At 60.1% G+C, this 22,837-nt stretch carries 19 protein-coding genes; 12 read left to right on the top strand and 7 right to left on the bottom strand.

Going from position 1 to position 22,837, the window contains the following annotated elements; translation table 11 throughout:
* Nucleotides 1-173: 173 nt before the first annotated feature.
* Nucleotides 174-2,969 carry a winged helix-turn-helix domain-containing protein gene (locus ACW9JC_RS05605; RefSeq protein ID WP_457454068.1) on the top strand — a complete coding sequence of 932 codons (2,796 nt, stop codon included), beginning with the start codon at nt 174-176 and terminating at the stop codon, nt 2,967-2,969.
* Here ACW9JC_RS05605 and ACW9JC_RS05600 read toward each other — a convergent pair.
* The 4 genes from ACW9JC_RS05600 to ACW9JC_RS05585 form a co-directional block, all read right to left on the bottom strand.
* Nucleotides 2,954-4,063, bottom strand: coding sequence for an L-dopachrome tautomerase-related protein (locus ACW9JC_RS05600; protein ID WP_448108234.1), 1,110 nt, complete (start codon nt 4,061-4,063; stop codon nt 2,954-2,956). The genes ACW9JC_RS05605 and ACW9JC_RS05600 overlap by 16 nt on opposite strands.
* A gap of 43 nt (nt 4,064-4,106) precedes the next feature.
* A complete protein-coding gene (locus ACW9JC_RS05595; protein WP_457454066.1) occupies nt 4,107-4,973 on the bottom strand; it encodes a glycine betaine ABC transporter substrate-binding protein in 867 nt (288 codons plus the stop codon).
* Nucleotides 4,974-5,001: 28 nt separating this feature from the next.
* A complete protein-coding gene (locus ACW9JC_RS05590; protein ID WP_457454065.1) occupies nt 5,002-5,853 on the bottom strand; it encodes a VOC family protein in 852 nt (283 codons plus the stop codon).
* 119 nt (nt 5,854-5,972) lie between these two features.
* Complete coding sequence (locus tag ACW9JC_RS05585) at nt 5,973-6,875, bottom strand: LysR family transcriptional regulator (RefSeq protein WP_338581397.1); 903 nt, start codon at nt 6,873-6,875, stop codon at nt 5,973-5,975.
* A gap of 143 nt (nt 6,876-7,018) precedes the next feature.
* On the opposite strand from ACW9JC_RS05585, the gene ACW9JC_RS05580 reads away from it, so the two are divergent.
* On the top strand, nt 7,019-8,101 hold the full coding sequence (locus ACW9JC_RS05580) for an alkene reductase (protein ID WP_457454063.1): 1,083 nt from the start codon (nt 7,019-7,021) through the stop codon (nt 8,099-8,101).
* A 103-nt stretch (nt 8,102-8,204) separates the two neighbouring features.
* Nucleotides 8,205-9,122 (top strand): alpha/beta hydrolase, encoded by a 918-nt coding sequence (locus ACW9JC_RS05575; protein WP_457454062.1) that lies wholly within the window; start codon nt 8,205-8,207, stop codon nt 9,120-9,122.
* Nucleotides 9,123-9,134: 12 nt separating this feature from the next.
* On the opposite strand, the gene ACW9JC_RS05570 is transcribed toward ACW9JC_RS05575, so the two are convergent.
* Nucleotides 9,135-10,025: a LysR substrate-binding domain-containing protein gene (locus tag ACW9JC_RS05570; protein WP_419710149.1), complete on the bottom strand. Its 891-nt coding sequence runs from the start codon at nt 10,023-10,025 to the stop codon at nt 9,135-9,137.
* Nucleotides 10,026-10,151: 126 nt separating this feature from the next.
* Between ACW9JC_RS05570 and ACW9JC_RS05565 the strand changes: the two genes are divergently transcribed.
* The 4 genes from ACW9JC_RS05565 to ACW9JC_RS05550 all read left to right on the top strand — a co-directional run bounded on the left by ACW9JC_RS05565 (nt 10,152) and on the right by ACW9JC_RS05550 (nt 15,224).
* Complete coding sequence (locus tag ACW9JC_RS05565; protein ID WP_457454061.1) at nt 10,152-11,498, top strand: NAD(P)/FAD-dependent oxidoreductase; 1,347 nt, start codon at nt 10,152-10,154, stop codon at nt 11,496-11,498.
* A 35-nt stretch (nt 11,499-11,533) separates the two neighbouring features.
* Nucleotides 11,534-13,180, top strand: a complete 1,647-nt coding sequence (locus ACW9JC_RS05560) for an FAD-dependent oxidoreductase (RefSeq protein WP_457454059.1) — start codon at nt 11,534-11,536, stop codon at nt 13,178-13,180.
* 4 nt (nt 13,181-13,184) lie between these two features.
* A complete protein-coding gene (locus ACW9JC_RS05555; protein ID WP_457454057.1) occupies nt 13,185-14,354 on the top strand; it encodes an NAD(P)/FAD-dependent oxidoreductase in 1,170 nt (389 codons plus the stop codon).
* A 72-nt stretch (nt 14,355-14,426) separates the two neighbouring features.
* Nucleotides 14,427-15,224, top strand: coding sequence for a transporter substrate-binding domain-containing protein (locus tag ACW9JC_RS05550; RefSeq protein ID WP_338581387.1), 798 nt, complete (start codon nt 14,427-14,429; stop codon nt 15,222-15,224).
* Nucleotides 15,225-15,316: 92 nt separating this feature from the next.
* On the opposite strand, the gene ACW9JC_RS05545 is transcribed toward ACW9JC_RS05550, so the two are convergent.
* Entirely contained in the window at nt 15,317-16,024 is a 708-nt protein-coding gene (locus ACW9JC_RS05545) for an SDR family NAD(P)-dependent oxidoreductase (RefSeq protein ID WP_457454055.1), read from the bottom strand.
* A 622-nt stretch (nt 16,025-16,646) separates the two neighbouring features.
* Between ACW9JC_RS05545 and ACW9JC_RS05540 the strand changes: the two genes are divergently transcribed.
* The 5 genes from ACW9JC_RS05540 to ACW9JC_RS05520 all read left to right on the top strand — a co-directional run bounded on the left by ACW9JC_RS05540 (nt 16,647) and on the right by ACW9JC_RS05520 (nt 22,668).
* On the top strand, nt 16,647-17,897 hold the full coding sequence (locus ACW9JC_RS05540) for an OprD family outer membrane porin (RefSeq protein WP_338581386.1): 1,251 nt from the start codon (nt 16,647-16,649) through the stop codon (nt 17,895-17,897).
* Nucleotides 17,898-18,057: 160 nt separating this feature from the next.
* Nucleotides 18,058-19,413 (top strand): spinster family MFS transporter, encoded by a 1,356-nt coding sequence (locus ACW9JC_RS05535; RefSeq protein ID WP_416126768.1) that lies wholly within the window; start codon nt 18,058-18,060, stop codon nt 19,411-19,413.
* Nucleotides 19,414-19,499: 86 nt separating this feature from the next.
* Nucleotides 19,500-20,474 (top strand): AraC family transcriptional regulator, encoded by a 975-nt coding sequence (locus ACW9JC_RS05530; RefSeq protein WP_457454054.1) that lies wholly within the window; start codon nt 19,500-19,502, stop codon nt 20,472-20,474.
* A gap of 95 nt (nt 20,475-20,569) precedes the next feature.
* Nucleotides 20,570-21,676, top strand: coding sequence for an NAD/NADP octopine/nopaline dehydrogenase family protein (locus ACW9JC_RS05525; RefSeq protein ID WP_457454053.1), 1,107 nt, complete (start codon nt 20,570-20,572; stop codon nt 21,674-21,676).
* Complete coding sequence (locus tag ACW9JC_RS05520) at nt 21,676-22,668, top strand: 3-hydroxybutyryl-CoA dehydrogenase (protein ID WP_457454051.1); 993 nt, start codon at nt 21,676-21,678, stop codon at nt 22,666-22,668. The genes ACW9JC_RS05525 and ACW9JC_RS05520 overlap by 1 nt, the downstream gene beginning before the upstream one ends.
* Before the next feature lie 98 nt (nt 22,669-22,766).
* Here the strand turns inward: ACW9JC_RS05520 and ACW9JC_RS05515 are convergent.
* A partial coding sequence (locus tag ACW9JC_RS05515) for a hypothetical protein (RefSeq protein ID WP_371915692.1) occupies nt 22,767-22,837 on the bottom strand: 71 nt, incomplete at its 5' end.

The following is a 22,837-nucleotide window of genomic DNA, read 5'->3' as shown; positions in this document are numbered from 1 at the left end:
TCGTCTGGAATCGCCTGTAAATCCGCCATTTTTCATCTGGCCTTTTACATGCTGTTACTTCTACTGGCTGGTGCAGCCAGAGGTACTGCAGTAAACCGGCATGGAGCTGAAACATCCGTCTGGCCAGGTCGTTGGCAAGCATTTTCTCGTTCCCGTCCCGAGGAGCACAGACTATGAACGATGCGTTCTCTTTCGGACCGTTCTGCCTTTACCCGGGCAGGCGTGTCCTGCAGAAAAGTGGCGTGGAAGTTTCCTTGGGTAGTCGGGCCTTCGATATCCTCACCGCTCTGGTTGAAAGCGACGGCAAGGTGCTGACAAACCAGCAACTGATGGCGCTCGCCTGGCCGGGGTTGGTTGTTGAAGACACCAATGTACGTGTGCAGGTCGCGAACATCCGTCGCGCCCTGGAATGTGATCAGGACTCCACGCGATACATCGCCAGCGTCGCCAGACGTGGGTACTGCTTTGTCTCTGCTGTGGAGCGGATTGAATCCCTGGATCGGCCCCGGCCGGTGATATCGGGGAACAATCTGGACTCAGCGATCCTGCAACCATTGCGCGTAGCTACGGCAACGCGCGTGCTCCCGAATCTGCCGGCACCCCTGATGTCCGCAGTGGGGCGGGAAGAGTGTGTGAGCGAACTGTCCCAAGTGGTCCTGGACAAGCGGCTGGTCAGCGTAGTCGGGGCTGCCGGCGCAGGAAAGACGACCCTGGCCGTGCTGGTCGCCCATGAACTTCTCGCGGTATTCGATGACGCGGTCTACTTCGTCGACCTTAGCACTCTCGAGCAGGGTGAAATGGCCGCTGAAGCGTTGGCTGCCGCCATCGGCTACAGCCCTTCGGGTACTGAACTGTTCCCTGGACTTCTGGACGTTCTTTCGACGCAAAAGGCGCTGATCATTTTCGATAATTGCGAGCATCTGATTGCCGGAGTTTCGGTTCTCTGCCAGCAAATCGTCGACGGGACCACGAGCGTGTCATTCTTGAACACCAGTCGGGAAGCACTTCGAATCAACGCGGAGTCCGTTTACCTCCTGCGACCGCTGGTTTCACCTCCCGACTCGAAACATCTGAGCGCAAGAGAAGCTCTGCTCTGGCCGGCCATCCAGCTATTCATGGAGCGCGCAAGAGAGGGCGGCGCGAGGAACGCGTTAAGTGACGATGATGCGCCCACCGTAGCGGCCCTGTGTCGGCAACTGGATGGAAATCCGCATGCCATTGGCCTGGTTGCGAGCCGGGTCGCAACCTATGGCGTAAAAGGTATCGCCGACATGCTCGCCCATCAGTTCACCTTGCATTGGCAAGGACGCCGTGACGTCTGCCTGCGCCAACAGACTGTCGAAACCATGATCGATTGGAGCCACAATCTTCTTGGCGAGCAGGATCGAAAAGTGCTTTACCGGCTCTCCGTATTCTGGGGGCGGTTCCCGCTTGACGCTGCGGTAGCGGTGGCGATGGACGCTGAAATCGAGGCCCATCAGGTTGCAGAGGCGGTCAGCAACCTGGTGGACAAATCGCTTGTCGCCATCGCGCCAGTCGCCGAAGAGCTTCATTTCATATTATTCGAGACTACCCGCGCCTACGCCGCCTCCCGCTTCGCCAGGCTCGAAAACCGCAACGATTACGCGCGTCTGCATGCGCTCTTTTACGCAGATGAACTCAGGCAACACAAAGCGAATGTCATGCCCGGTGTTGTGAGCGAGCGTCTGCGCCCACTGGAAATGGGCAACGTACGCGCGGCTATCGAATGGGCGTTCTCCGAAGGCGGGGACCTATCACTGGCGGTTGAAATCAGTTGCATGGCCGCCCCCCTTTTGCTGGAACTCGGATTGCTCAGGGAGTGCAAGCGCTGTTGCGAACGTGCTTTGAAAATGTTGCCGGAGAACTTGCGCGCGACGAAGACCGAACTGGAATTGCTCGACTCAACAGCCATTACTTACTACTCCGGCGGCGACTATGACGGCGCGATGACAGCCGTGGTTGAACGTGGGTTGGAGCTTTCGGTGCAAATGGGCGATGTCCGATCCATGTTCCATTTTCTTGCGGGTTTGCATCTGGCAATGATGGCGAACGGCAGGTTCAAGGAGTCACTGTCCGTGAGTGAACGGTACGCGAGCATCGCGACGACTCAAGGCGGCGGCACCGAGGCCATTCTCGCGCGATGGATGGAGGGCTCTTCGCTGCATTTCCTGGGACGGCAGATGGAAGCCGACGAAAGCTATGCGGCCAGTTTTGAGCTTTTCGCACGTCACGAAGTGCATCCATTGCACTACTTCGAAACCAAGGAACAAGTGGTAGCCAAGCTTGGCAAGGCGCGCGTGAAGTGGATTCGGGGGATGCCGGTGCAGGCGCTTGAGCTTGCAACCAGTGCCATTGCCGAGAGCCGACGTAATCCCGACTCGTTCTATCTCTGCGCGACGCTGTGTTTTCCGATACTGCTCAGCAATGGTCTGCTGGACAGGGCCGCGGAGCTGATCCAGGAAATGGAGAATGTCGCCCAAGACTACAAAGTGGCGGTACGCAAGCAGGTCATCTTTTTCCTTAATGGTCTATTGATGCTTCAGCAGGGGCGCTATCAGGTTGCAGTCGTCTACCTCCAGCAATGTCTGGCGCTGCTGCCGCCCCCCAAGATGAGTGTCGTGAGGACGGATGCGCTTCAGGCGCTTGCCCAGGCGCAACTGAAATGCGGGGAGGGCATGGACGCTTTAGCCTCCATCAAGGAGGCGATCGATCTGGCAGAAGCGACGGGTGGTAACTTCAATCTGCCGGATCTGATGAGAACCAAGGCTGAGGTGATGATGAGCCTGCCATCGATCGACAAGAAGAACGTTGATGATCTGCTGTTGCGCGCATTGGCGTGCGCGAAACAGCAGTCCGCGTTGACATGGGAGTTGAGGGTTACGCACGTCATTTCGCAAGCGAGCGTCGAAGAGAAAGTCATGGACGAACACCCTCAGCGCCCAGGCTGACCTTCTGTCCCTGTCCAGATTCGCACGATCAGGTACGGCGGTTTGCCGGCATCAGCCGCATCGGTGAAGATCGGGTTGCGATGGAGCTGGTTGACGGCGACGTACAGCCAGGAGTCCGGGCCAAAGTGGGCATTGTCGGGCCACAAGAAACGCTCGTCCCGAACCAGAGGCTTGAGTTCGCCGGTGCGGGTCAGAACGTCGATTCCGTTGTCCGGCAGGTTGGTAATGAAATGGTTGCCTTCGGCATCTGTCGCGGCGCCATCGGAAATCGGTTTCGAGCCCACGCGGGTGATGGCGGAGGCGATCTGCGCATCCGCAGCGCCTTCTCGGAACAGCCGCGCCGGCACGGCGTACCAACTGGTGCCATTCATTGATCCGAAGTAAATAGTCTCGCCATCGGCCGACAGGGTGATCGGGTTTATCCCGACGCGGGCGGGGGCCATTTTTCCACCCTCACCGGGGAACAGCAGCGGCTTGCCTTCCACCACCAATTCAACGTCCTCTGCGGCCAGTGAGGGATGGCCGCTGAAGCGACGGGCAGTGCCCTTGTTGATATCAACGCTGACGATGGCCGGGTCCGGGCCGCAGTCCGCGATATAGACGAATCCTCGTTCGCCATCGACGGCCAGGTCCTGGAGGATCTGGCCTTTGGGCGCAACCTGGGGACTGAAGTCGTAACGGTTGACCAGTTCACGGGTGTTGATGTCGAAGGCCACCAGTTTGGGAGGTTGCGGCTTATCCAGCCAATTGCCGTGATCGATCACCCACAGACGATCGCGGCTGTCGATGACGACGCCGTGGGGCGTATTCATCACATTCGGCCCGCTACCCGGCTTGGCATTCCAGCTGTCATTGGGAAAAGCCACATAGCTGTTGAGTCCGGTAATCTCCACCAACTGAACCGGACCACGGCGCATCCCGTGAACGCTGGCGAACACGCGTCCATCCTTCGAGGCGGTGACATTGCCAGGGGTGATGTCGAGTTCCGCGACCACCTCCACCTGACCGACCTTGGGTTGCTCGGCATGGGCCATCGTGACGAAGATCAAAGCCGCCAGGGTGGAGGCCAGGACGTTGGGGCTGAATTTTTTCATCGCAATTTCTCCTGCTTGAACAGGGCACATTCGAGCGCCATCCTCACTCCTGGAACCAGGCCTCGACGGTTGCTGGATTCGCGGCCATCCAGTTGCGGGCTACCTGCCCGGCGGGAGTGCCGTCGACCATCATCTGGCGCTCCAGCTCGGTGGCCAGTGCAATCCCCAGATGAATCCTTGCGATCACCACCCGCGAGCGCTCGGGCAGTTGTTGCCAAACCTCTTTGCGGACCACCACCACGGCTCGATCCACTCCGAAGATCTGCTGCGGGTCTTCCAGTATCCGGACCGGATACAGCGCATTCAGGTATTGCGGCTGCCACAAGGGCATCACCATCCAGCGGCCATTGGCAGAGGCGTCGGCCAACCGCTGCGACCACTCGGGGGCGGGCGCAACCTTCAGGTTGTATCCCGCCGCTTGCAAGCTGTAGCTGCGCATGACCCGCTCGGAACCATTCATCAAGCCTGAACCCGGCCCCACGCCGACGATGAGCGGATCCATGCGTGCGAGCACTTCAGGTTTTTTCAGGTCATCGATCGAGCGCACCGTCTCGACCGGCACGTGAACCGGGACCGCCCAGTACAGGCGCGCATCCTCGTAGAGCGTGGAAGCCTCCACCAGTCGATCGGCGATCGGTGCCTGCAATTGGCCGTGGGCATGAGGGAGCCAGGAGGCGATCAACAGATCAACTTCGCCTTGTCCCAAGCGGCCGTACATATCGGGGTGATTGCCCTCGACTACTTGCAGATGATGGCCGAGCCGACCTAGTACCTCTTTCACCACCGCCGCACTGGCCGTGTAGAAACCGAGATTTATCTGCCCGACCACCAGTGTCTGGGGTTCGGCATGACTCGGCGAAATACACGTCAGCGAAAGCGCAAGCAGAACTGACGACGCGAAAATTTTCATCGAAGTCCCCGGTCGCAGAATGGGAAAGTCAGTTGCCGAGAGCCTTGCGCCGAGCCTCGTAGGCCCCATCGAACACTTGTTTCGCATGCCCGCGCACCTGGACAAACTCCAGCTGTTCGCCCTCCGGACCCTTGCAGTAGATCAAGGACCAGCCGGCAGAAGGTCCCTCGGTGATAGCGTTGGTGTTGCTGTCGATGGGTGCACCAAGGCGCTGTGCATTGGTGGTCGCCCTGACGATCCGGTTAGCCTTCACATTGGTCATGCCACGTCGGGCCGACTCCGCTTCGAGGTCGCGGACGAACTGGTTGAAATCGACGTCGTCGCGGATGTAGAAGCACACATGCATCGAGCGGGGGAATGCAGGGCTGGTGAGTTCCCGTGCCGGCGCGAAGTTGTCGGCGCCGCCGGCAGGTTGCTCCTTGTTGCGGTACTGCAGCAGTTCAATCACCACGTTGTCGAACTGAATGAACCTGACATCCAGACGTTGTGCGCCGCTGCGAAGGTCGGGCACACCGAGCGTGAGCGGGTTGACGCCGTCCTCCACCGCCTGGACCTCTTCACTCAGTAGCAGGGTGTTCTGGATGCGATCACCGAAAAAGTCGCCGTCACGCATCACTTCCGTGCCGCCCAGGACCTCGGTGTAAAACTGGAATGCACGATCCATGTTTTGCACCGTGATACCGAAATGCTGCACACCACGAAGACGCGAGCCCAGGTTTTTTGCGTCCGGGCTGCTGGCAGCCTGGGCCTGGGATGGCAGGGTCAGGCCGAGGGAAGAGCCCACAAGGCCTCCGATCGCTACAACACCGGTGGCGCGTATCAGCTCTCGCCGCGCGGGATCGTCGGGTTCGCTCGATTTCTCAAATTCATGGTTTCTCATGTCGGCTCCACGATTCGGTGAATGCGTTTTGAGTAAGCCTCCATGTTAGAGCGACCCTTGCGAGGTCTGGTGTTAGGAGTTGTTAATTGTCGTAAATTTCGGTCGCCGCAGCCGCAGCCTTACATCGCCAGGCCAAGCACGGTTTCGCGAGCAACTTCTTCGACGAGCCCGCGCAACCACTGGTGCGCAGGGTCGTGGCGGTAGCGAACATGCCAGGCCATTTCCACTGGAAATGTGCCCAGGTCGAGCGGGGTGGCCAGCACTTTCAAGCGCGGGTCGCGGGCCAGATGCTGACAGATCAGCTTGGGCAGCGTCGCGCAATAATCCGTCGCCGCGATCAGTTCCGGGATGGCCAGGAAGTGCGTTACCGAAACAGCCACGTCGCGCCGCAAGCCCTGACGCTGGAGCGCCTGAAACAGACCCGCGCGCAAACGGCCGGGCGGCAGTACGGTGACGTGCCGCAGTTGTTCGTATTGTTGTTTTGAAATCCGTTTGTTGATCTGCGGATGATCGGCGCGAACGACGCAGGCAAGGCCATCTTCCATCAGCGACTGCACCACGAGGTTGTCAGGTGGGTCGACGATCCGTCCCAACACCATTGCCGTTGCGCCGGAGGTTACGCCGGTCTCTGTCAGGTCGGCACCAAACGGCACCAGCCGCAGACTGATGCCCGGCGCCTGTTCACGCAGGCGTACGACGATGCGCGGTATCAACACGAACTCAACGTAACTGGTCGGTGCCAGTGTGAACTGACGCTGCGCTTTCGCCGGGTCGAAACCCTGCTGTCCAAGCACCAATTCGTCCAGATGTGCAACGGCGGCGGCGATACCGGGTGCCAGCGCTTCGGCCTTTTCGGTCGGCTGCATCCCGTATCGCTCACGAATGAACAACGGGTCCTGAAGCATGTCGCGCAACCGCGACAAGGCATTGGACAGGGAAGGCTGGGTGATGCCCAGCCGTTCCGCCGCGCGCGTGACGTTGCGCTCTTCCATCAGGGCCAGGAAAACCGGGAGCAGATTCATGTCGTATCTCATCCAGTCATACTGCTAGCCATATAGTTTAAATTCAATAAATAAATTTCATGAATGGAATGGCGGCGCGCATCCTTGGCCTCACTGACGAGCTGCCGGCTCGTCCCTGAATCTGCACTGCAACTGGAGCTGCCATGACTACTGAAACTCTTTTTTCCCCAACCCGAATTGGTGCAATCGAAGTAAGCAACCGCATCGCCATGGCGCCGCTGACGCGTTCCCGTGCCGACATGGACGGCGTGCAGACGCCCCTGGCAATCGACTACTACGGACAGCGCGCTTCGGCAGGCTTGATCATCACCGAGGCCACCAACATTTCCCGTCAGGGCCGAGGCTATGCGTACACCCCGGGCATCTACACCGATGCTCATGTGAAGGCCTGGAAACCTGTGACCGAAGCGGTTCATGCGGCTGGTGGTCGGATCGTGGTTCAGCTCTGGCACGTGGGCCGCATGTCCCACGTCAGCTTGCAGGAAGACGGTGTTGCACCCGTGGCGCCGTCCGCGATACAGGCTGGCGGCAACGTCTTCACGGAAGCCGGCAACATGCCTCCTTCGATGCCACGTGCGCTGTCCACCGAGGAAATCGCCGGCATCCTGGAAGACTATCGCCATGCTGCACGTCTGGCGAAAGAGGCCGGGTTCGATGGCGTAGAAGTCCACGCAGCCAATGGTTATCTGCTGGAGCAATTTCTGCGCGACAGCACCAATCATCGTGACGACCAGTACGGCGGTTCCCTCGAAAACCGCGCGCGGTTCCCATTGGAAGTCGTAGAAGCCGTTGCCGAAATATGGGGTGCAGATCGAGTGGGCCTGCGCTTGTCGCCACTGTCCACCGCGATTGGTGATACGCCGCTGGACAGCAACACCATGGAAACGCACAGCTATCTGGTCCGTCGTCTCGGTGCAATGGGACTCGCCTATCTGCATGTCGTCGAAGGACAGCTGCACGGCGGCAACGGCGCCGAGCTGTTTGACGTGCAGGCGCTTCGCGAAGCCTTCGGTGGTGCCTACATGGCCAACAACGGCTACGACCGCCAGCGGGCAGTGGATGCTACGGCCTCCAACCACGCGGACATGATCGCCTTCGGCAAACCGTTCATTGGCAACCCCGACCTGGTCGAGCGGCTGCAATCGCAAACGCCGTTGTTCGAAGCACCGATGGAAACCTACTTCGGCGGCGGTGCCGAGGGTTACACCCAATTCTCGCGCGCCTGAGTCAGCGGCCACGCCGGCCAACACAACATTAATTCCCGACCAGCCCGATCCCCGCCTTTAGCGGTGGATCGGTGATCTGGAGCGAACGTCTTGAGGTTCCAACATGCCTATTACTCCCCTTGTCCAGGATCGTATCGACGCCTGGAATGCAGCAACGGTCGACTTTGGCCCGCTCATGCTGGGCACGCCCGGATCCTGGCCAAACGCTCGGGCGAAATATCTGGAGGCGCTGACGGTTCATCCCACGCCCGAAGGTGTGACGATCGAGGAGATCGAAATGGGCGGCGTGCCCGCCACCGTAGTCACGCCCGAACAGGTCGAAGACGGCCGGGTCATGCTCTACATACACGGTGGCGGCTATGTCGCAGGAAGCCCTTCGGGTTACCACGGCATCGCGGGAAACTACGCGAAACTGTTGAAGGCAAAAGTCTACATGCCTGACTACCGCTTGGCGCCCGAGCATCCTTTTCCGGCCGCCATCGACGACACGCTGGCCTCGTACAAGTGGCTTCTGGATCAGGGAATACCCGCTCGATCCATCGTCTTCTCGGGTGATTCCGCCGGTGGCGCGATGGTGGTGTCGGTGATGGTCGCTGCGCGAAACGCCGGCCTGCCACTCCCTGCGGCAGGCGTAGCGCTCTCGCCGTGGGCCAATCTGGAACACAGTGGTTCATCGATGATGACCCGCGACGGCATTGACCCAACTGTCAATCCGGTGGGCCTCAACCTGATGGCCAAGACCTTCCTGCAAGGCACTTTGCGCAATGACCCCGGCGCCTCTCCGGTGTTTGCGGACGTGCGCGGTCTGCCACCCATCGCCATCCATATCGGCGAAAGCGAAGTCATGCTCAGTGACGCAATGCGCCTGGCCACGCACCTGGCTCAGAATCGTGTCCGGGTGACACTGGAAGTCTGGCCTGGCATGTTCCATGTCTGGCACTTGTTCGCCGCGATTTTGCCCGAGGGAAGGCATGCGCTGGAGAACGCGGCTGCATTCCTCGAAGGTGCGTGGAAGGCATAACCGCGGCCAAGGTTACTTGACGCTTTCGCTCCCGATTACATCTTGCTCAAGCCACTCGATGAACTCGGAAAAACCGCTCGACCGTTTCACCCGCTTCGGATAGACCAGCGTGTAGCGCGCGCCCGTAACGATGCTGCCTGAATGCACGCGCGTCAGTTGCTGGTTGAGCAATTCATCTTGCGTCAGCACGGCGTCGACGAGTGCGATGCCCTGACCGCATTTCACGGCGACGATCGCCGACTCCAGCGTATCGAAGGTCAGATGCGCGTTATCGGCGCCGGTTGAATCCGGGTAGTACTCATCCCAGCGACGCCAGTCGAGGCGATCCATGCTGGAGTCCACGAGCCGTGCGGTCTTGAGTACCTCTTCGGCGGTGGTTCCGGCGAGCAATGTCGGCGAGCACACCGGAATCAATTCCTCTTCCCACAGATCCAGCGCTTCGAAGTCCGGCCATGTGGCGGTTCCGTAGGCGATCATCGCGTCGACCGATTCAAACGCAAAATCGGGAAAGCGGTGATACACCGTGTCGATACTGACGGTCACTTGCGGGTGCAAGCGATAAAACGCGGTGAGCCGTGGAATCAGCCAGCGCGCCGCCATGGTCGGGTGCGCGCGCAGGCTGACACTTTTACCGACCGTGGCGAGCATGTGCGATGCGTCCGACAGCAGGCCGATGACCTGCTCCGCAACCGGCACCAGCGAGCGGCCTTCGGCGGTGAGCACGATCTTGCGCGTGTGCCGCTCGAACAGGCGGCTCTCGAGGCGCGCCTCCAGTTGCGCAACCTGCCGACTCACCGCGCTCTGGCTCAGGTGAAGCTGTTCACCGGCCTGGCCAAAATTGCCTGTCTTCGCAACCGTCAGGAAGGCCTGCAAAAGCTCGATGGATGGAAGTTGGCGGCTCATCGTTCTATGCGCTCCTCGCATGGGATTAATGCGGATACATCACTGTAATTTCAGCGGGTCGGGGCACATTCTTAGCCGAAACAGCGACGCGGCGCTACGCGTCATTTTCAACCTGACGGTTCCCCTATGAACATTCCAGAAGCAGCATTTGCCAGCGTGTCGACGCCCCAGGGTGAGCTCCTGCCTCGTGAAGTCGACGTGGCGATCATAGGCGCCGGTCTGATGGGGTGTGCGTGCGCGTATTACCTTAGCAAAGCGGGCGCCAAGGTTCTTCTCCTTGAAAAAAGCACGCTGGCGGGCCAGCAGTCGTCACGCGCCTGGGGCTTTGTTCGCCAGCAATCGCGTGACGAAGCCGAGGTGCCGCTGATGCAGGCCAGCATCGAAATCTGGCGTTCGCTGGAACGTGAACTGCAGACCGACCTGGGATGGCGCAACGACGGCTGCCTTTTTGTCGCGGGCAATGAAGCTGAGCGTGATGGATATGAATCGTGGCTGTCGGTCGCACGCAGCTTCTCGGTCGACACCGTGATGCTGTCGCCGCGTGAGGTGGAAAAGAAACTGCCGGGTTACGCCGTCCCGCAACTGGGCGGTTTGTTCACCGCCAGCGACGGCCAGGCAGAGCCCACGCTCGTGGCCCGCGCCTTCGCGATGCGTGCCCGTGAACTGGGCGCACACATCGTTGAGCATTGTGGTGCCAAAGGTATCGACGTTGCCGCCGGCCAGGTGGTGGGCGTTGAGACCGAGCGCGGTTACGTGAAGGCGAAAACGGTGGTGTGCGCTGCGGGCGTCACGACGTTCCGCCTGCTGAAGATGCTCGGCATCGAACTGCCACAGCAACTGGTCAGGGGAACCGTGGCGCGAACCACGTCCGGGCCGACGCTGAGCGGCATCTCGACGATCGCCAACGGCGTGGGTTTCCGGCAAAGGCTCGACGGCAGCTTCAACATCGCCGACGACGCCCATGTCGATGTCGACATGACCCTCGGCCATCTGCGCGCTCTGCATTGGTATGCGCCTTCGCTGTGGGCGCACCGCAAATCGTTTCGCTTCAATCTCAACGGTGCCTGCCTGACCGATCTGCACCAGCGCATGCCGTGGTCGGAATCGGCGCGGCTAGGGGAGGGGATTCACGTCCGCAATCCGCTTATCCCACCGAATGAAAAAGGCCTAGGCACCGCCATGAGCGCGCTCAAGGCCGCGTTCCCCGGGCAGTTGAATACGCAGATCGCCGACCGCTGGGCGGGCGCGATTGATGTGTTGCCAGACGGCATTCCCGTCATCGACGCGCAGACCTCGCCGCGTGGCCTGGCCGTTGCCACCGGATTCTGCGGCCACGGTTTTGCCATGGGCCCCATCGTCGGCAAGACCCTGGCCAGCTGGATCGACTCCGGCGACCCGGGACTGGATATGCGCCAGTTGCGTCTGTCGCGATTCGCCGAGGGCGACGTCAAGCCACCGTCGTCGCTGTTCTAGTCGTTGCCAATGCGTCATTTCTCGGGAGAAATACGGTGAGCAAACAAAACATCTATTACGATCCCGCCTCGGTGGCAGGCAAAGCGCCGCCGATCAGCGACGAAACCGATATTCTCATCGTCGGCGCCGGCCCAGCAGGGCTCGCCGCCGCATTGACCGCCGCCGGGCACGGCCTGCGCGTTACGCTGGTGGATGAAAATCCGGTCCCCCTCGAAACCATGGGCGAAGAGGTGCCGCTGCATTTCGGCGGCAGAATGGGCGCGGCGGTGGCCAACCGCAACAGCGTGCTGCAGACCCTGCTCGATGCGCGTCCGGAGATTGCCGAAGCGCTCGACGCGGGGGTCGATGTGCGTCTCGGCACGGCGGTCTGGGGACTGTTCCCGCAACAACCCACCACTGCGTGGATCGAGGGCGCCGTTGCCGGTCTGGCCGATGAGGAAAACGCCTGGCTGCTGCGCTTCAAACAAGTGATCATCGCGGCCGGCAGGCGCGACATGGGCCTTGCCTTTGATGGCTGGCATCGCCCCGGCGTCATGGGCGCCAGCGCGGCTCATCGGCTTGCGACCGTTTACGAGGCGCTGGATTGCAAGCGCGCCGTGCTGGTCGGCAGCGACACACAAGCGCTGGCGACGGCCCATGCGCTGACCAGCAAAGGCGTGCGGATTGTCGCAATCATTGAGCAGGCCGGACACGTGAGCGGCGATGCGGCACTGCTCGGTTTGCTGGTCGAGCACGGCGCTCAGGTGTTAACCGGGCATGTGGTTCGCGAGGCGAGCGGGGATGCGTTCGGCGTCCAGCGGATTGCCGCCATCGCCGTCGACAGGGAGGGACGTCCCGTTGCCGGTTCTCTGCATGAAATCGACTGCGACACGGTGCTGCTCGGCGTGGCTGCCATTCCCGCGATTGAACTGGTCGAGGCGGCGGGGTGCAGCACGACATTTCAGGGCGACCGTGGCGGTCACGTACCTGACACCGATCTTTTGCTGCGCACGTCGCTGCCCTTCGTCCTGGTGGCGGGTGATTGCGCTGGCGTATGGGCCTCAAAAAGCCTGGACGACAACATTTCCCGGCGCGAAGGTCGGGTCGCCGCGCAAACCGCACTGGCCGCTCTCGGTGTCCACATCAATGAGGTCGACACGGCGCCGATTCCTGACCTGCCTGTTTTCGACATCGCAACCCATCGCGCGGCTTGGGTGCGTGCGTCCACTTTCCACGCGCAGAACCAACCCTTCGTGTGCTTGTGCGAAGAGGTGACGGCCAGCGAAATCCTCGGGCAACAGCCGCCGCGTTATCTCGACTGGACACCCGCCGATGCAGCGTTGAAAAACGCCATGCCAAACCCTTCGCCCAATCCGGATGTGACCAAGCGTCTGACCCGGGCCTGCATGGGCCCATGCCAGGGTCGTCGTTGCCGCGAACAGGTGGCGACCTTGATCGGCATCGGCGCCGGTATGAGTGTCGAGGACATCGCGCTCGCCTCGTTTCGTCCGCCGGTGCGCCCATTGTCGCTGCAACAGGCCGGGCAGGTCGAAGAGGTGCCGCAGATGCAAAGTCGATGGGATGCCTGGTTTGACATGCCATCGCAGTGGACCCCTTTCTGGTTGTGCACCGGGCAACAGACTGTCGCCAGGCATCCGCTGGACGCCGCCCGACCTATCAATCCGTCGCATCACGAGGGCTGAGACCATGCAGGCAGTTACGAAATCAACCACCAGCGCCTCCGTCGTCATCATCGGTGGCGGCGTGACAGGATTGAGCGCCGCGTGGTGGCTGGCGCGCGATGGCGTCGATGTGCTGGTCCTTGACGCAAGCCTGATTGGCTGGGGCGCATCGGGACGTAACGGCGGCGGGTGCTCGCATCACCACAGTCCGTTGTTTGTCGAAGAGCAGCGGCTGTGGCCGATGATGGACGAACTGCTCGGTTATCCGACCGAGTACCGCCCGGATCGCATCAGTATCGACCTGACCGAACACCAGATTTCCCTCGATCAGAAAGTCGTGGATGAAGCTGCCTGGTACGGGTTGCGCGTCGACCTCCTGGACCCTCAGCAGGTGCGCGAACTCGTTCCCTTTGCCGGTGACAACGTGCTGGCGGGCTACTACTACCATTTTGGCGGCCATGCCAATCCGCACCGCACCCTGCAAGCCTATGCGTGGGCGCTGAAAAACCTCGGCGGTCGCGTCCTCGAAAACACGCCCGTCGTCGAAATCGAGCGCCAGGGCGATCGCGTGACAGGCGTGCGCACGGCCAAAGGCCTGATCACCTGCGATCACCTTGTGATTGCCGCGGGTCCGCATACCGGCGAATTGGCGGCCCAACTCGGCGTAGATATTCCGCTGGTCACTGCGCGCGCCGAGATGATCGTGACCGAGCCGCTTCCGTTGTTGGAAGTCGGCGGTGTAGATGGCAATGGTTTGTATGGCCGGCAAACCCTGCGTGGCAACCTGGCGTATGGGGGCGGCCCGCACGAATGGGTCGATCTCGCCGATCTGCGCGGTACACGTCCGCAATCGACCCCGCTGCAATGCAACATCGCCAAACGACTCGCCGAACTGTTCCCCAAGGTCGCTCACAAACGGGTGATCCGCAGTTGGGCAGGGTTCATCGAAAACACGCCGGATGGTCGCCCCGTGATCGATCGTCCCGCCACGCTGGATAACGTCACGGTGGCAACGATGTCCGGTGTCGGTTTCGGGCTCTCTCCGGCAAGCGGTCATGCCATTCGCGATCTGGTGGTTGACGGGGCGTGCAGTTTCGCCGATTTGTCTACCTTTTCGCTCTCTCGCTTTTCGGCTCTTGAGTCTGATTGGCAAGCCATCCAGGGATGGCTGCCGTTGCCCGCGCCTGCGGCGTAAAAACCTGTTGAATCGCAGTACGCAATTGAACCGTTCTATGTGCAACCATCCTCATAAAAATAAGGATCGACCATGAAACGAATGTTCCGCAATTTCACGTTGCTCGCCTCTATCGGCATGACGTTGTGTTCCTTCACGGCGCCCGCCAACGCCGCGGCGGAAACGCTGCGTTTTGGTGTTGCCGCGGAGCCTTATCCGCCGTTCCTGGTCAAGACCCCGACCGGGCAATTCACCGGCTTCGAACCTGACCTGATCCGGGCGCTCTGCGAGCAGTTGAAAGCCGAGTGCGAGATCAAGGAAGTGTCGTGGGACGGCATCATTCCGGCCCTGCTCGCCAACAAGTTCGACGTGCTGTTCAACTCGATGGGCATCAGTCCTGAACGTCAGAAAGTCATAGCCTTCTCGCGTCCTTACTATGAGACGACCGGGATTTTCGTCGCCCAGAAGGGCGCGAACCTGACACTGACACCGGAAGGCCTGGCCGGTAAATCCATAGGTGTTCAGGGCTCGACCACCAACGCCGAATTCATCCGTACCGCGTACGGCAAAACCTCCGACATCCGGATCTACAACACGCAGGACGACTGCAATGCCGATTTGCTGTCCGGCCGTATCGACGTCATGTTCCTCGACAAGCTCGGCGACATCGCTTTCCTGAGTTCCGCCGACGGCGCTGACTACGAAGAGAAAGGCACCGGCAGCGTGAAAATGGACCCATTGCAGTATGGGCTGGGAGTAGGGGCGGGCTTGCGCAAGAGCGACACCGCACTCAAGGCGCGAATCGATCAGGCACTCACCCAATTGCATGAATCGGGCAAGTACACGCAGATCTCGCAAAAGTACTTTCCAGTGGATCTATGGCCACGTTGAAAGTCGGGGGGCAGTTGGATTGTCCATTCTCATTAGCCGGGTGTGTCCTGCAGAATCCTTCGCGATAGCCGCAAAGGATTCTGCCCCGTCCGTTATCGACCGGCGCTTTGGCCACCGTCGACGTGCAGGATTTCTCCCGTGACGAACGCTGCCGAATCCAGGAACACAATTGCGCTGGCGATCTCGCTCGCTTCGCCCATACGTCCCAGCGGATGGAGAGAAGCCAGCATTTCGTAGTATTCCTCTGTATGCATAGGCGTCTTGGTGACGCCTGGTGCAACGGCATTAACGCGAATGCCTTGCTTCGCGTACTCAATCGCCAGCGACCTGGTCACGGCGCTCAAGCCACCCTTGGTCAGCGCCGCCAAGGCCGTATGCGCGCCGCTGATGCCGTTTTCTACGCTGCCGGTAACGGTAACCACATGACCGCTCCCAAGCTTTTGCATTTCGGCGATGGCCAGTTGGGTAATGTGAAAAAAACCAGACATGTTTACATTCATGACGGCGTTGTAGTCTTCGAGCGTGTGCTCAGTGAAAGGCTTGCCGATGTAGATGCCAGCGTTATTTACCAGCGTGTCGATTCGGCCAAATCGCGCGACAGCTTCGTTGATGACACGCTGCGCAGTCGCCGGATTACCGATGTCTCCCGCTACCGTCAGGATGTCCGGGTCTTCTGACGGCTTGATCTTGCGGGACGTCGCGACTATCCGGTAGTTGAGCCCTCGGAACGCCTTCACGACTTCAGCCCCAATGCCTTGTGACGCGCCGGTAACGATGACTACCTTTTGCGGTGCACTCATGTTTTTTTTCTCCAGACATGTACTCGTTTAGCTTTGACGCCGATCAAGCCGACGACTCTGCAGCACTCGGTTGCACTGCAAGTTGTCGCGCAGGCGACCTCGAAGCGATACAGACCCACTGACGAAGCTTGGCCATGTCGCAAGTTTAAAGAACCGGCCGTTGGCGTCTGTCATGCGTTGGTAGAGGCTGTAGATACATACGTATGAGCGACTTGGTACCCATGTATATGCGGCGCTGTCAAAGCAGACGTTAACCCGAAATTGCTCCTGGAATTCGCGATTCGGGTGTATGGACTCGCCATTCCTCTCGCCGCACTCCGCTTCTGAATCATCTAAGGGAAACCTTTAGCCGGGTTGGAGTTTTCCCCCCTGCGGATGCTGTTCGTCTTAATACCCGCGGCGCGCCTACTGACTTACCTTGCATGGACAAGAGGCGTGTCGCCTTGACGGACTGCTCGATTGAGCTCGTCAGGCGTTTTACCCCATAACAATAAGAGGCCTGACAATGCTCGAACCCATCGTCATTTATATCCCTCAGGCCATCCGCCTTTGTTTTTAGTTTGATTCTGCTCCTGCTCCTATAAATACAGTGCCCAAGCACATACAGATGTGGAGATGTCGGATGTTTCAAGTAAAACAGTCTTGCCGTGGGCTCGGTATTGCCGGCGCGTTGGGAATGATGTGTTCACCCTTGGCAGCGCAGGCCGATGTAATTGATGACAGCCACTTCAAAGTGGATACGCGTAACTTCTACTTGCACCGTAACTACACCAATACCAATGCAGTCGATTCTGAAGTGCATAGTTGGTCCCAGGGTTTCGATGCGCAGTTCACTTCCGGTTACACCGATACAGCCCTGGCCATCGGCCTTGATGTGGACGCGCAATACGCCGTGCGCCTGGATTCGTCGGGCAACGACGGTTCGCTGCCGTATAGCGTCAGCGATCGGCAGACGGCCGATGACTACAGCCGCGCCGGCGCAACCTTCAAGATGCGCTACAGCAAGACCGAGTTGAAGGTCGGTGATCTGCGCCCGCAATTGCCCGTAGCGTTCGATGACACCAGTCGGCAACTGGATACCATCTACCAAGGGGCCGTGGTCGAATCCAAGGAAATCGATGGGCTGACGATGACCGGTGGCCGTTTCTGGTCGGCCGTGACACGGGAGTCTTCCAACCACGAGAAGCTCTACAAATACGGCTCCACCGATAATCTCGACAGCGATGGCCTGGACTTCGGTGGCGTCACATACGACATCAGCAAAAACCTGCAAGCCAGTTATTTCTATGGCGTGCTGCACGATATTTACCAGCAACACTATTTCGGCCTGATGCATATGGCTGATCTGGGCAATGGCTACAAACTTAAAACCGACTTGCGCTACTTCAATAACAATGAAGACGGCAATGCGCTAAATGGTGAAATCGACAACCGTTCCTATGGCGGCTTGTTCAGCTTGCTCAAGGGCGCTCACATGTTTGGCCTCAGTTACCAGCGCATGCTCGGTGACAGCGTGTTCCCGACCATGAACGGTTACATCCCACAGCCTTATCTGGTGCACTGGTCGTCCCTGGGGTTTGTCCGCCCGGGTGAAAAGTCCTGGGGCGCGCGCTACAGCTATGACTTTGCCGGGATGGGCATGCCGGGGCTGAAGCTCTACACCCGCTACATCAAGGGGACCAACTGGAACCGTGGCGGTAACCTGAGCGACAACCAGGAAAGCGAACGCTTTCTGGGGCTCAGCTACGTGGTGCAGAGCGGGGCGCTGCAAGGCCTCGGGCTGGATGTGCGCAACATCGATGTGAAACAAAAGTACGGCTACGACTACAACGAATTCCGTGTCGCCACGACCTACACCTGGAAGTTCTGGTAAGCCCGGTCCATCCGGCGATTGACCCCATAACAATAAGAGGCCTGACCATGTTCCAACCCCTTGTCCTTTACATCTGCCCCGCAACTTCCCAGTCGGTGTGTTGTGCACCGTCACCCGGCGCGCTGCGCGCATGAGCGGATTCCAAGAGGAGCAAACCCTAGTGAATATTCAGGTCAACGAAGCGGTCCTGCAGAAGAAGAAAACCTACATCTACGAGTGGTATGTGGTCGGTCTGTGCATGATCGCCTACATCTTTTCATTCGTGGATCGGCAGATCCTGGCGCTGATGATCGAGCCGATCAAAGCCGACCTGCAGATCAGCGACACCCAGTTCAGCTTGCTGCACGGCTTGGCGTTTTCGTTGTTCTACGCCTTTATGGGCATGCCCATCGCCTATCTGGCGGACCGCTTCTCCCGACCGAAAATCATTGCCGTCGGCGTGGTGTTCTGGAGTCTCGCGACCGCCGCTTGTGGCCTGAGCAAAAACTTCCTGCACATGTTCCTCGCACGCATTGGCGTCGGCGTCGGTGAAGCGGCGCTGTCGCCTTCGGCGTACTCGATGTTCAGCGACATGTTCCCCAAGGAAAAACTCGGTCGCGCCGTAGGCATCTACTCAATCGGTTCGTTCGTCGGTGGTGGCCTGGCCTTTCTGGTGGGCGGCTATGTGATCGCGATGCTCAAGGACATGAACACCATCGAGGTGGCCTTTCTCGGTGCGATGAAGGCCTGGCAGCTGGCGTTCTTCATTGTCGGTTTGCCCGGTATCGTCGTCGGCCTGCTGATCTGGCTCACCGTGCGTGACCCGGCGCGCAAAGGCCTGCAAGTCGATGCGCAGGGCAAGGCGAAGAAGGTCGCGATGAGCGATGGCTTGCGCTTCCTGGGGCGCCACCGTGCCACCTTCACCTGTCATTACCTGGGCTTTTCGTTCTATGCCATGGCCCTGTTCTGCCTGATGAGCTGGAGCCCGGCGCTGTACATCCGCAAGTTCGGCCTGTCGCCGATGGAGGCGGGCTACATGCTCGGCACCGTGCTGTTGGTGGCCAACACCGCCGGCGTGCTGTTCGGTGGATGGCTCACTGACTATCTGGCCAAGAAAGGTCATCAGGACGCTGCCATGCGCACTGGCGTCATCGGTGCCCTCGGCATGGCGGTACCGGCCGTGCTGTTCTCGCAAGTCGATCAACTGTGGCTGTCGGTGACACTGTTGGTGCCGGCGATGTTCTTCGCTTCGTTCCCGATGCCGGCGTCCACGGCAGCCATGCAGATCCTCGCGCCGAATCAGGTGCGCGCACAGGTCTCGGCGGTTTTCCTGCTGATCAGCAATCTGCTGGGATTGGGCCTGGGCACCACGCTGGTGGCGCTGTTGACCGACCGTTACTTCGGCTCGCCGGCGGCGGTGGGTTCGTCGATGTCGCTGGTGATCGCCGGCGCATCGGCCTTGACCGTACTTCTGCTGTGGCGCGGTTGCCGTCATTTCCGCGAAAGTTATGCCCGTGAGTACCCGACCCGGGCTTGATGGGGCATAGTTCATGATCGGCGCCTCGGCCTCGCTCCTTTTTTAAGGGAGCGGGGCTGAGCCGCTTCAGATCGGGAGAACCCTCGATGTTGAATGACGTACACCTGCTGGAACGGCATAGCCTGCTCAGCTCGGCCGATTACCGTGAGATCCAGGACAAGGTCAGCCATTACCTGTGCCCGCACAGTTTCAACGTACTGCGTGACGAGCCGATTCACACCCGGCTCAACGGCGTATTTTTCGGCGATTCGGCGCTGCTCGACTTGCGCTATGGCGCGCCGGTGGAAATCACCATCGGCGACATTGCCGACCAGTATCTGTTTCGCATTACCTTGCAGGGGCACTGCGAAGTGGCCCACGGGCGACGAAGCGCGGCGATGCAGTCGGGCTGCCTGAGCGTTTCCTCGCCGTTCGCGCAAAGCCGCATCGTCACCGATGGCGAGTGTCGCAATCTGATCCTGCGCGTCGACCGGGATGCCCTGGAAACGCAGCTGCAACGCCTGCTCGGCCGCAGCCTGCGACAGTCGGTGATCTTTGATGTCAGCGTCGACCATTTGGGCGCAGGCGTCGTCAGTCTCTATCACACCCTGGACTACATCTGTCGGCTGTACGGCAGTGGCGTGGACGGTTCGCGCCTCGCCAGCGGCTTGTCCGAATACTTGATGCAACTGCTGCTCACGCAGTTACCGCATAACTACTCGGCGGACCTGTTGATCGACGCGCGCGCGCCGCTGCCGCACCACGTGAAGAAGGCCCGTGACTACATCGAAGAACACCTCGACCAACCGATCAGCCTGACCACTCTGAGCGAACTGTGCGATGTCTCGGTGCGCACCTTGCAGAACGGCTTCAAGCAGTTCCTCCAACAGGCGCCGGTCGAGTACATCCGTGACCGTCGTCTGGCGATGATCCACGAGTCGCTGAAGCAGGGCATGGCCGGTGAAACCGTCACCGACATCCTTTTGCGTCACGGCATCAACAGCTTCGGGCATTTTTCCAGCGCCTATCGGCAGCGCTATGGCTGCCTGCCGTCGGACACCCTGCGGCGACAGAAGCACTAAGACTTCTGCGTAATCCGTAACACGGTTGCGCAATCGGATGAGCCTGCGGCGGTACGCCTCGCTAGCATCGAGTCACTTACAAGAGGAGTGGCTCCATGAAGATTACAGTGCTGGGTGGTGGACACGGCTGTTACGCCGCTGCTGTGGAAATGGCTGAAAAGGGGCATCAAACTCGCCTGTGGCGTCGCGACGGCGCGGCGCTCAAGGAGCTGCTGGCGATCGGTAGCCTGACCATCAAGGACTATCAAGGCACACGGCAGTTGTCCGTCGGTCAGCAGGGCGACAAGCTATCGTTCACCGACAACCTGGCCGAAGCACTGGCCGACGCGCAATTGGTGATCATCCCGCTGCCGTCGACCTCCCACGAAGACCTGGCCAAACAGGTTGCGCCGCACCTGCACGACGGTCAGGTGGTGTTCCTGCCACCGGGCACTTTCGGCAGCTATGTGTTCGCCAAGGCCATGGCCGATGCGGGCAACAAGAGCAAAGTCGCCTTCGCTGAAACCGGCACGCTGCCGTATCTGGTGCGCAAGCGCGGCGCCAGTGACCTGGTGATCAGTTGCTACGCCACCCGCCTGCCGACCGGCGTGTTCCCGAGCAACCTGTCCGAGCACGCTTTCGCGGTATTGCGCGAAGCCTACCCAAGTGTCGAGCCGATTGAAGATGCCCTCAGCGGTGCGTTGATGAACGCCGGCCCCATCATTCACCCGCCGCTGATCATGATGAACGCTGGTCCCCTGGAGCATTTCGAATCCTGGGACATTCATAACGAAGGCACCCAACCGTCGATCCGTCGTGTGACCAACCAGCTCGATGCCGAGCGCATGGCCGTGCGCGAAGCACTGACCTACGGCGCACCGCACTTTCCCCTGGCCGACCACTACAACACAATCGAAGGCGAGGAGTGGATGTATGGTCGCGGTGCCCATGGCAAGTTGACCGACAGCGGCGACTGGCGCGAAGACATCGACCTGCAAAAGCATCGCTACATGCTCGAAGACACGCGCTTGGGGCTGTCCTTCCTGGTGTCCGTCGGCCGCTGGGCCGGTGTGCCGACGCCGGTTGCGCAGGGTTTGCTGAGCATTGCTTCGGTCGTTGCTGAGCGGGATTTATACGCCGAAGGCCGTACCCTGGAAAACCTCGGTCTGGCCAAACTGAGTCGGGCGCAGATGACCGAGCTTCTGACCAAGGGTTACAACTGATGAACGTCGCGCTGCCCCAAGTCAGCGTGGTCGGCGCCGGCCGGATGGGCGAGGGCATTGCCCTGGCGTTCATCCACGCCGGTCTGCCGGTGACCCTCATCGACATCAAGGACCGCGCCGAAGATGAGCGGCACGGTTACTTCGAACGTGTGCGAAGCAACATCCGCCGCGAATTGCAAATGCTGGTGCGCCTCGGCGTATTGAATCTGGAGCAGGCGGACATCGCGCTATCCCGATTGAACCTGCAATCCAGATCGCAGTCCGCAGAGGCAATGCGCTTGTGCGATCTGGTGTTCGAAGCCGTGCCGGAAGTCATCGAGGTCAAGCAGGAGACTTTTGCATGGATCAGCAAGCACGTCCCGGCGGCGACCATCATCGCCTCGACCACCTCAACTTTTCTGGTCACCGAATTGAGCGAAATGGTCAGTGAGCCGCAACGCTTCGTGAACGCGCACTGGCTCAATCCCGCCCACCTGATGCCACTGGTGGAAGTCAGCCGTAGCGACGCGACCTGCCCGGAAGTGGTCGAGCGCCTGCTGCAATTGCTCAAGCGCATCGGCAAGGTGCCGGTGGTGTGCAATCCGGTGGCCGGCTACATCGTGCCGCGCATCCAGGCACTGGCGATGAACGAAGCCGCACGCATGGTGGAAGAGGGCGTGGCCAGCGCAGAAGACATCGACACCGCAGTACGCGTCGGCTTTGGTTTGCGCTTTTCGGTGCTGGGCTTGCTGGAGTTCATCGATTGGGGTGGCGGCGACATTCTCTACTACGCCTCGCGTTACCTGAGTGGCGCGCTGGCACCGCGTTTCGAGTCGCCACAGGTGATTGCCGACAACATGCAAAACGGCCGCAATGGCTTGCGCGATGGCCAGGGTTTCTACGATTACCGCGATCTGGACGTGGACGCCTACAAGCAGCAACGCCTCGGCGACTTTGTCCGCAAGCTGGAGTTGTCGGGGCTGACGCCGGCGTTTGATGGTGCGTTGAAATAGGCTTGAGCATCAGGGCCCGGATGCCGGGCCCTGACTATGCGAGGTTTCCAAATAAAGAGCACGTCCTGGCTTTCGACTAGTCGCCCACAGTCCAGGTATTAGAAGAACCCCAATGGATTGATGTCGTAGCTCACCAGCAGGTTTTTGGTCTGCTGGTAGTGATCGAGCA

Source organism: Pseudomonas sp. SDO5591_S426, assembly GCF_054070755.1.
Note: the sequence above shows the minus strand (reverse complement) of the source record. Positions and strands in the feature narration are given on the sequence as shown.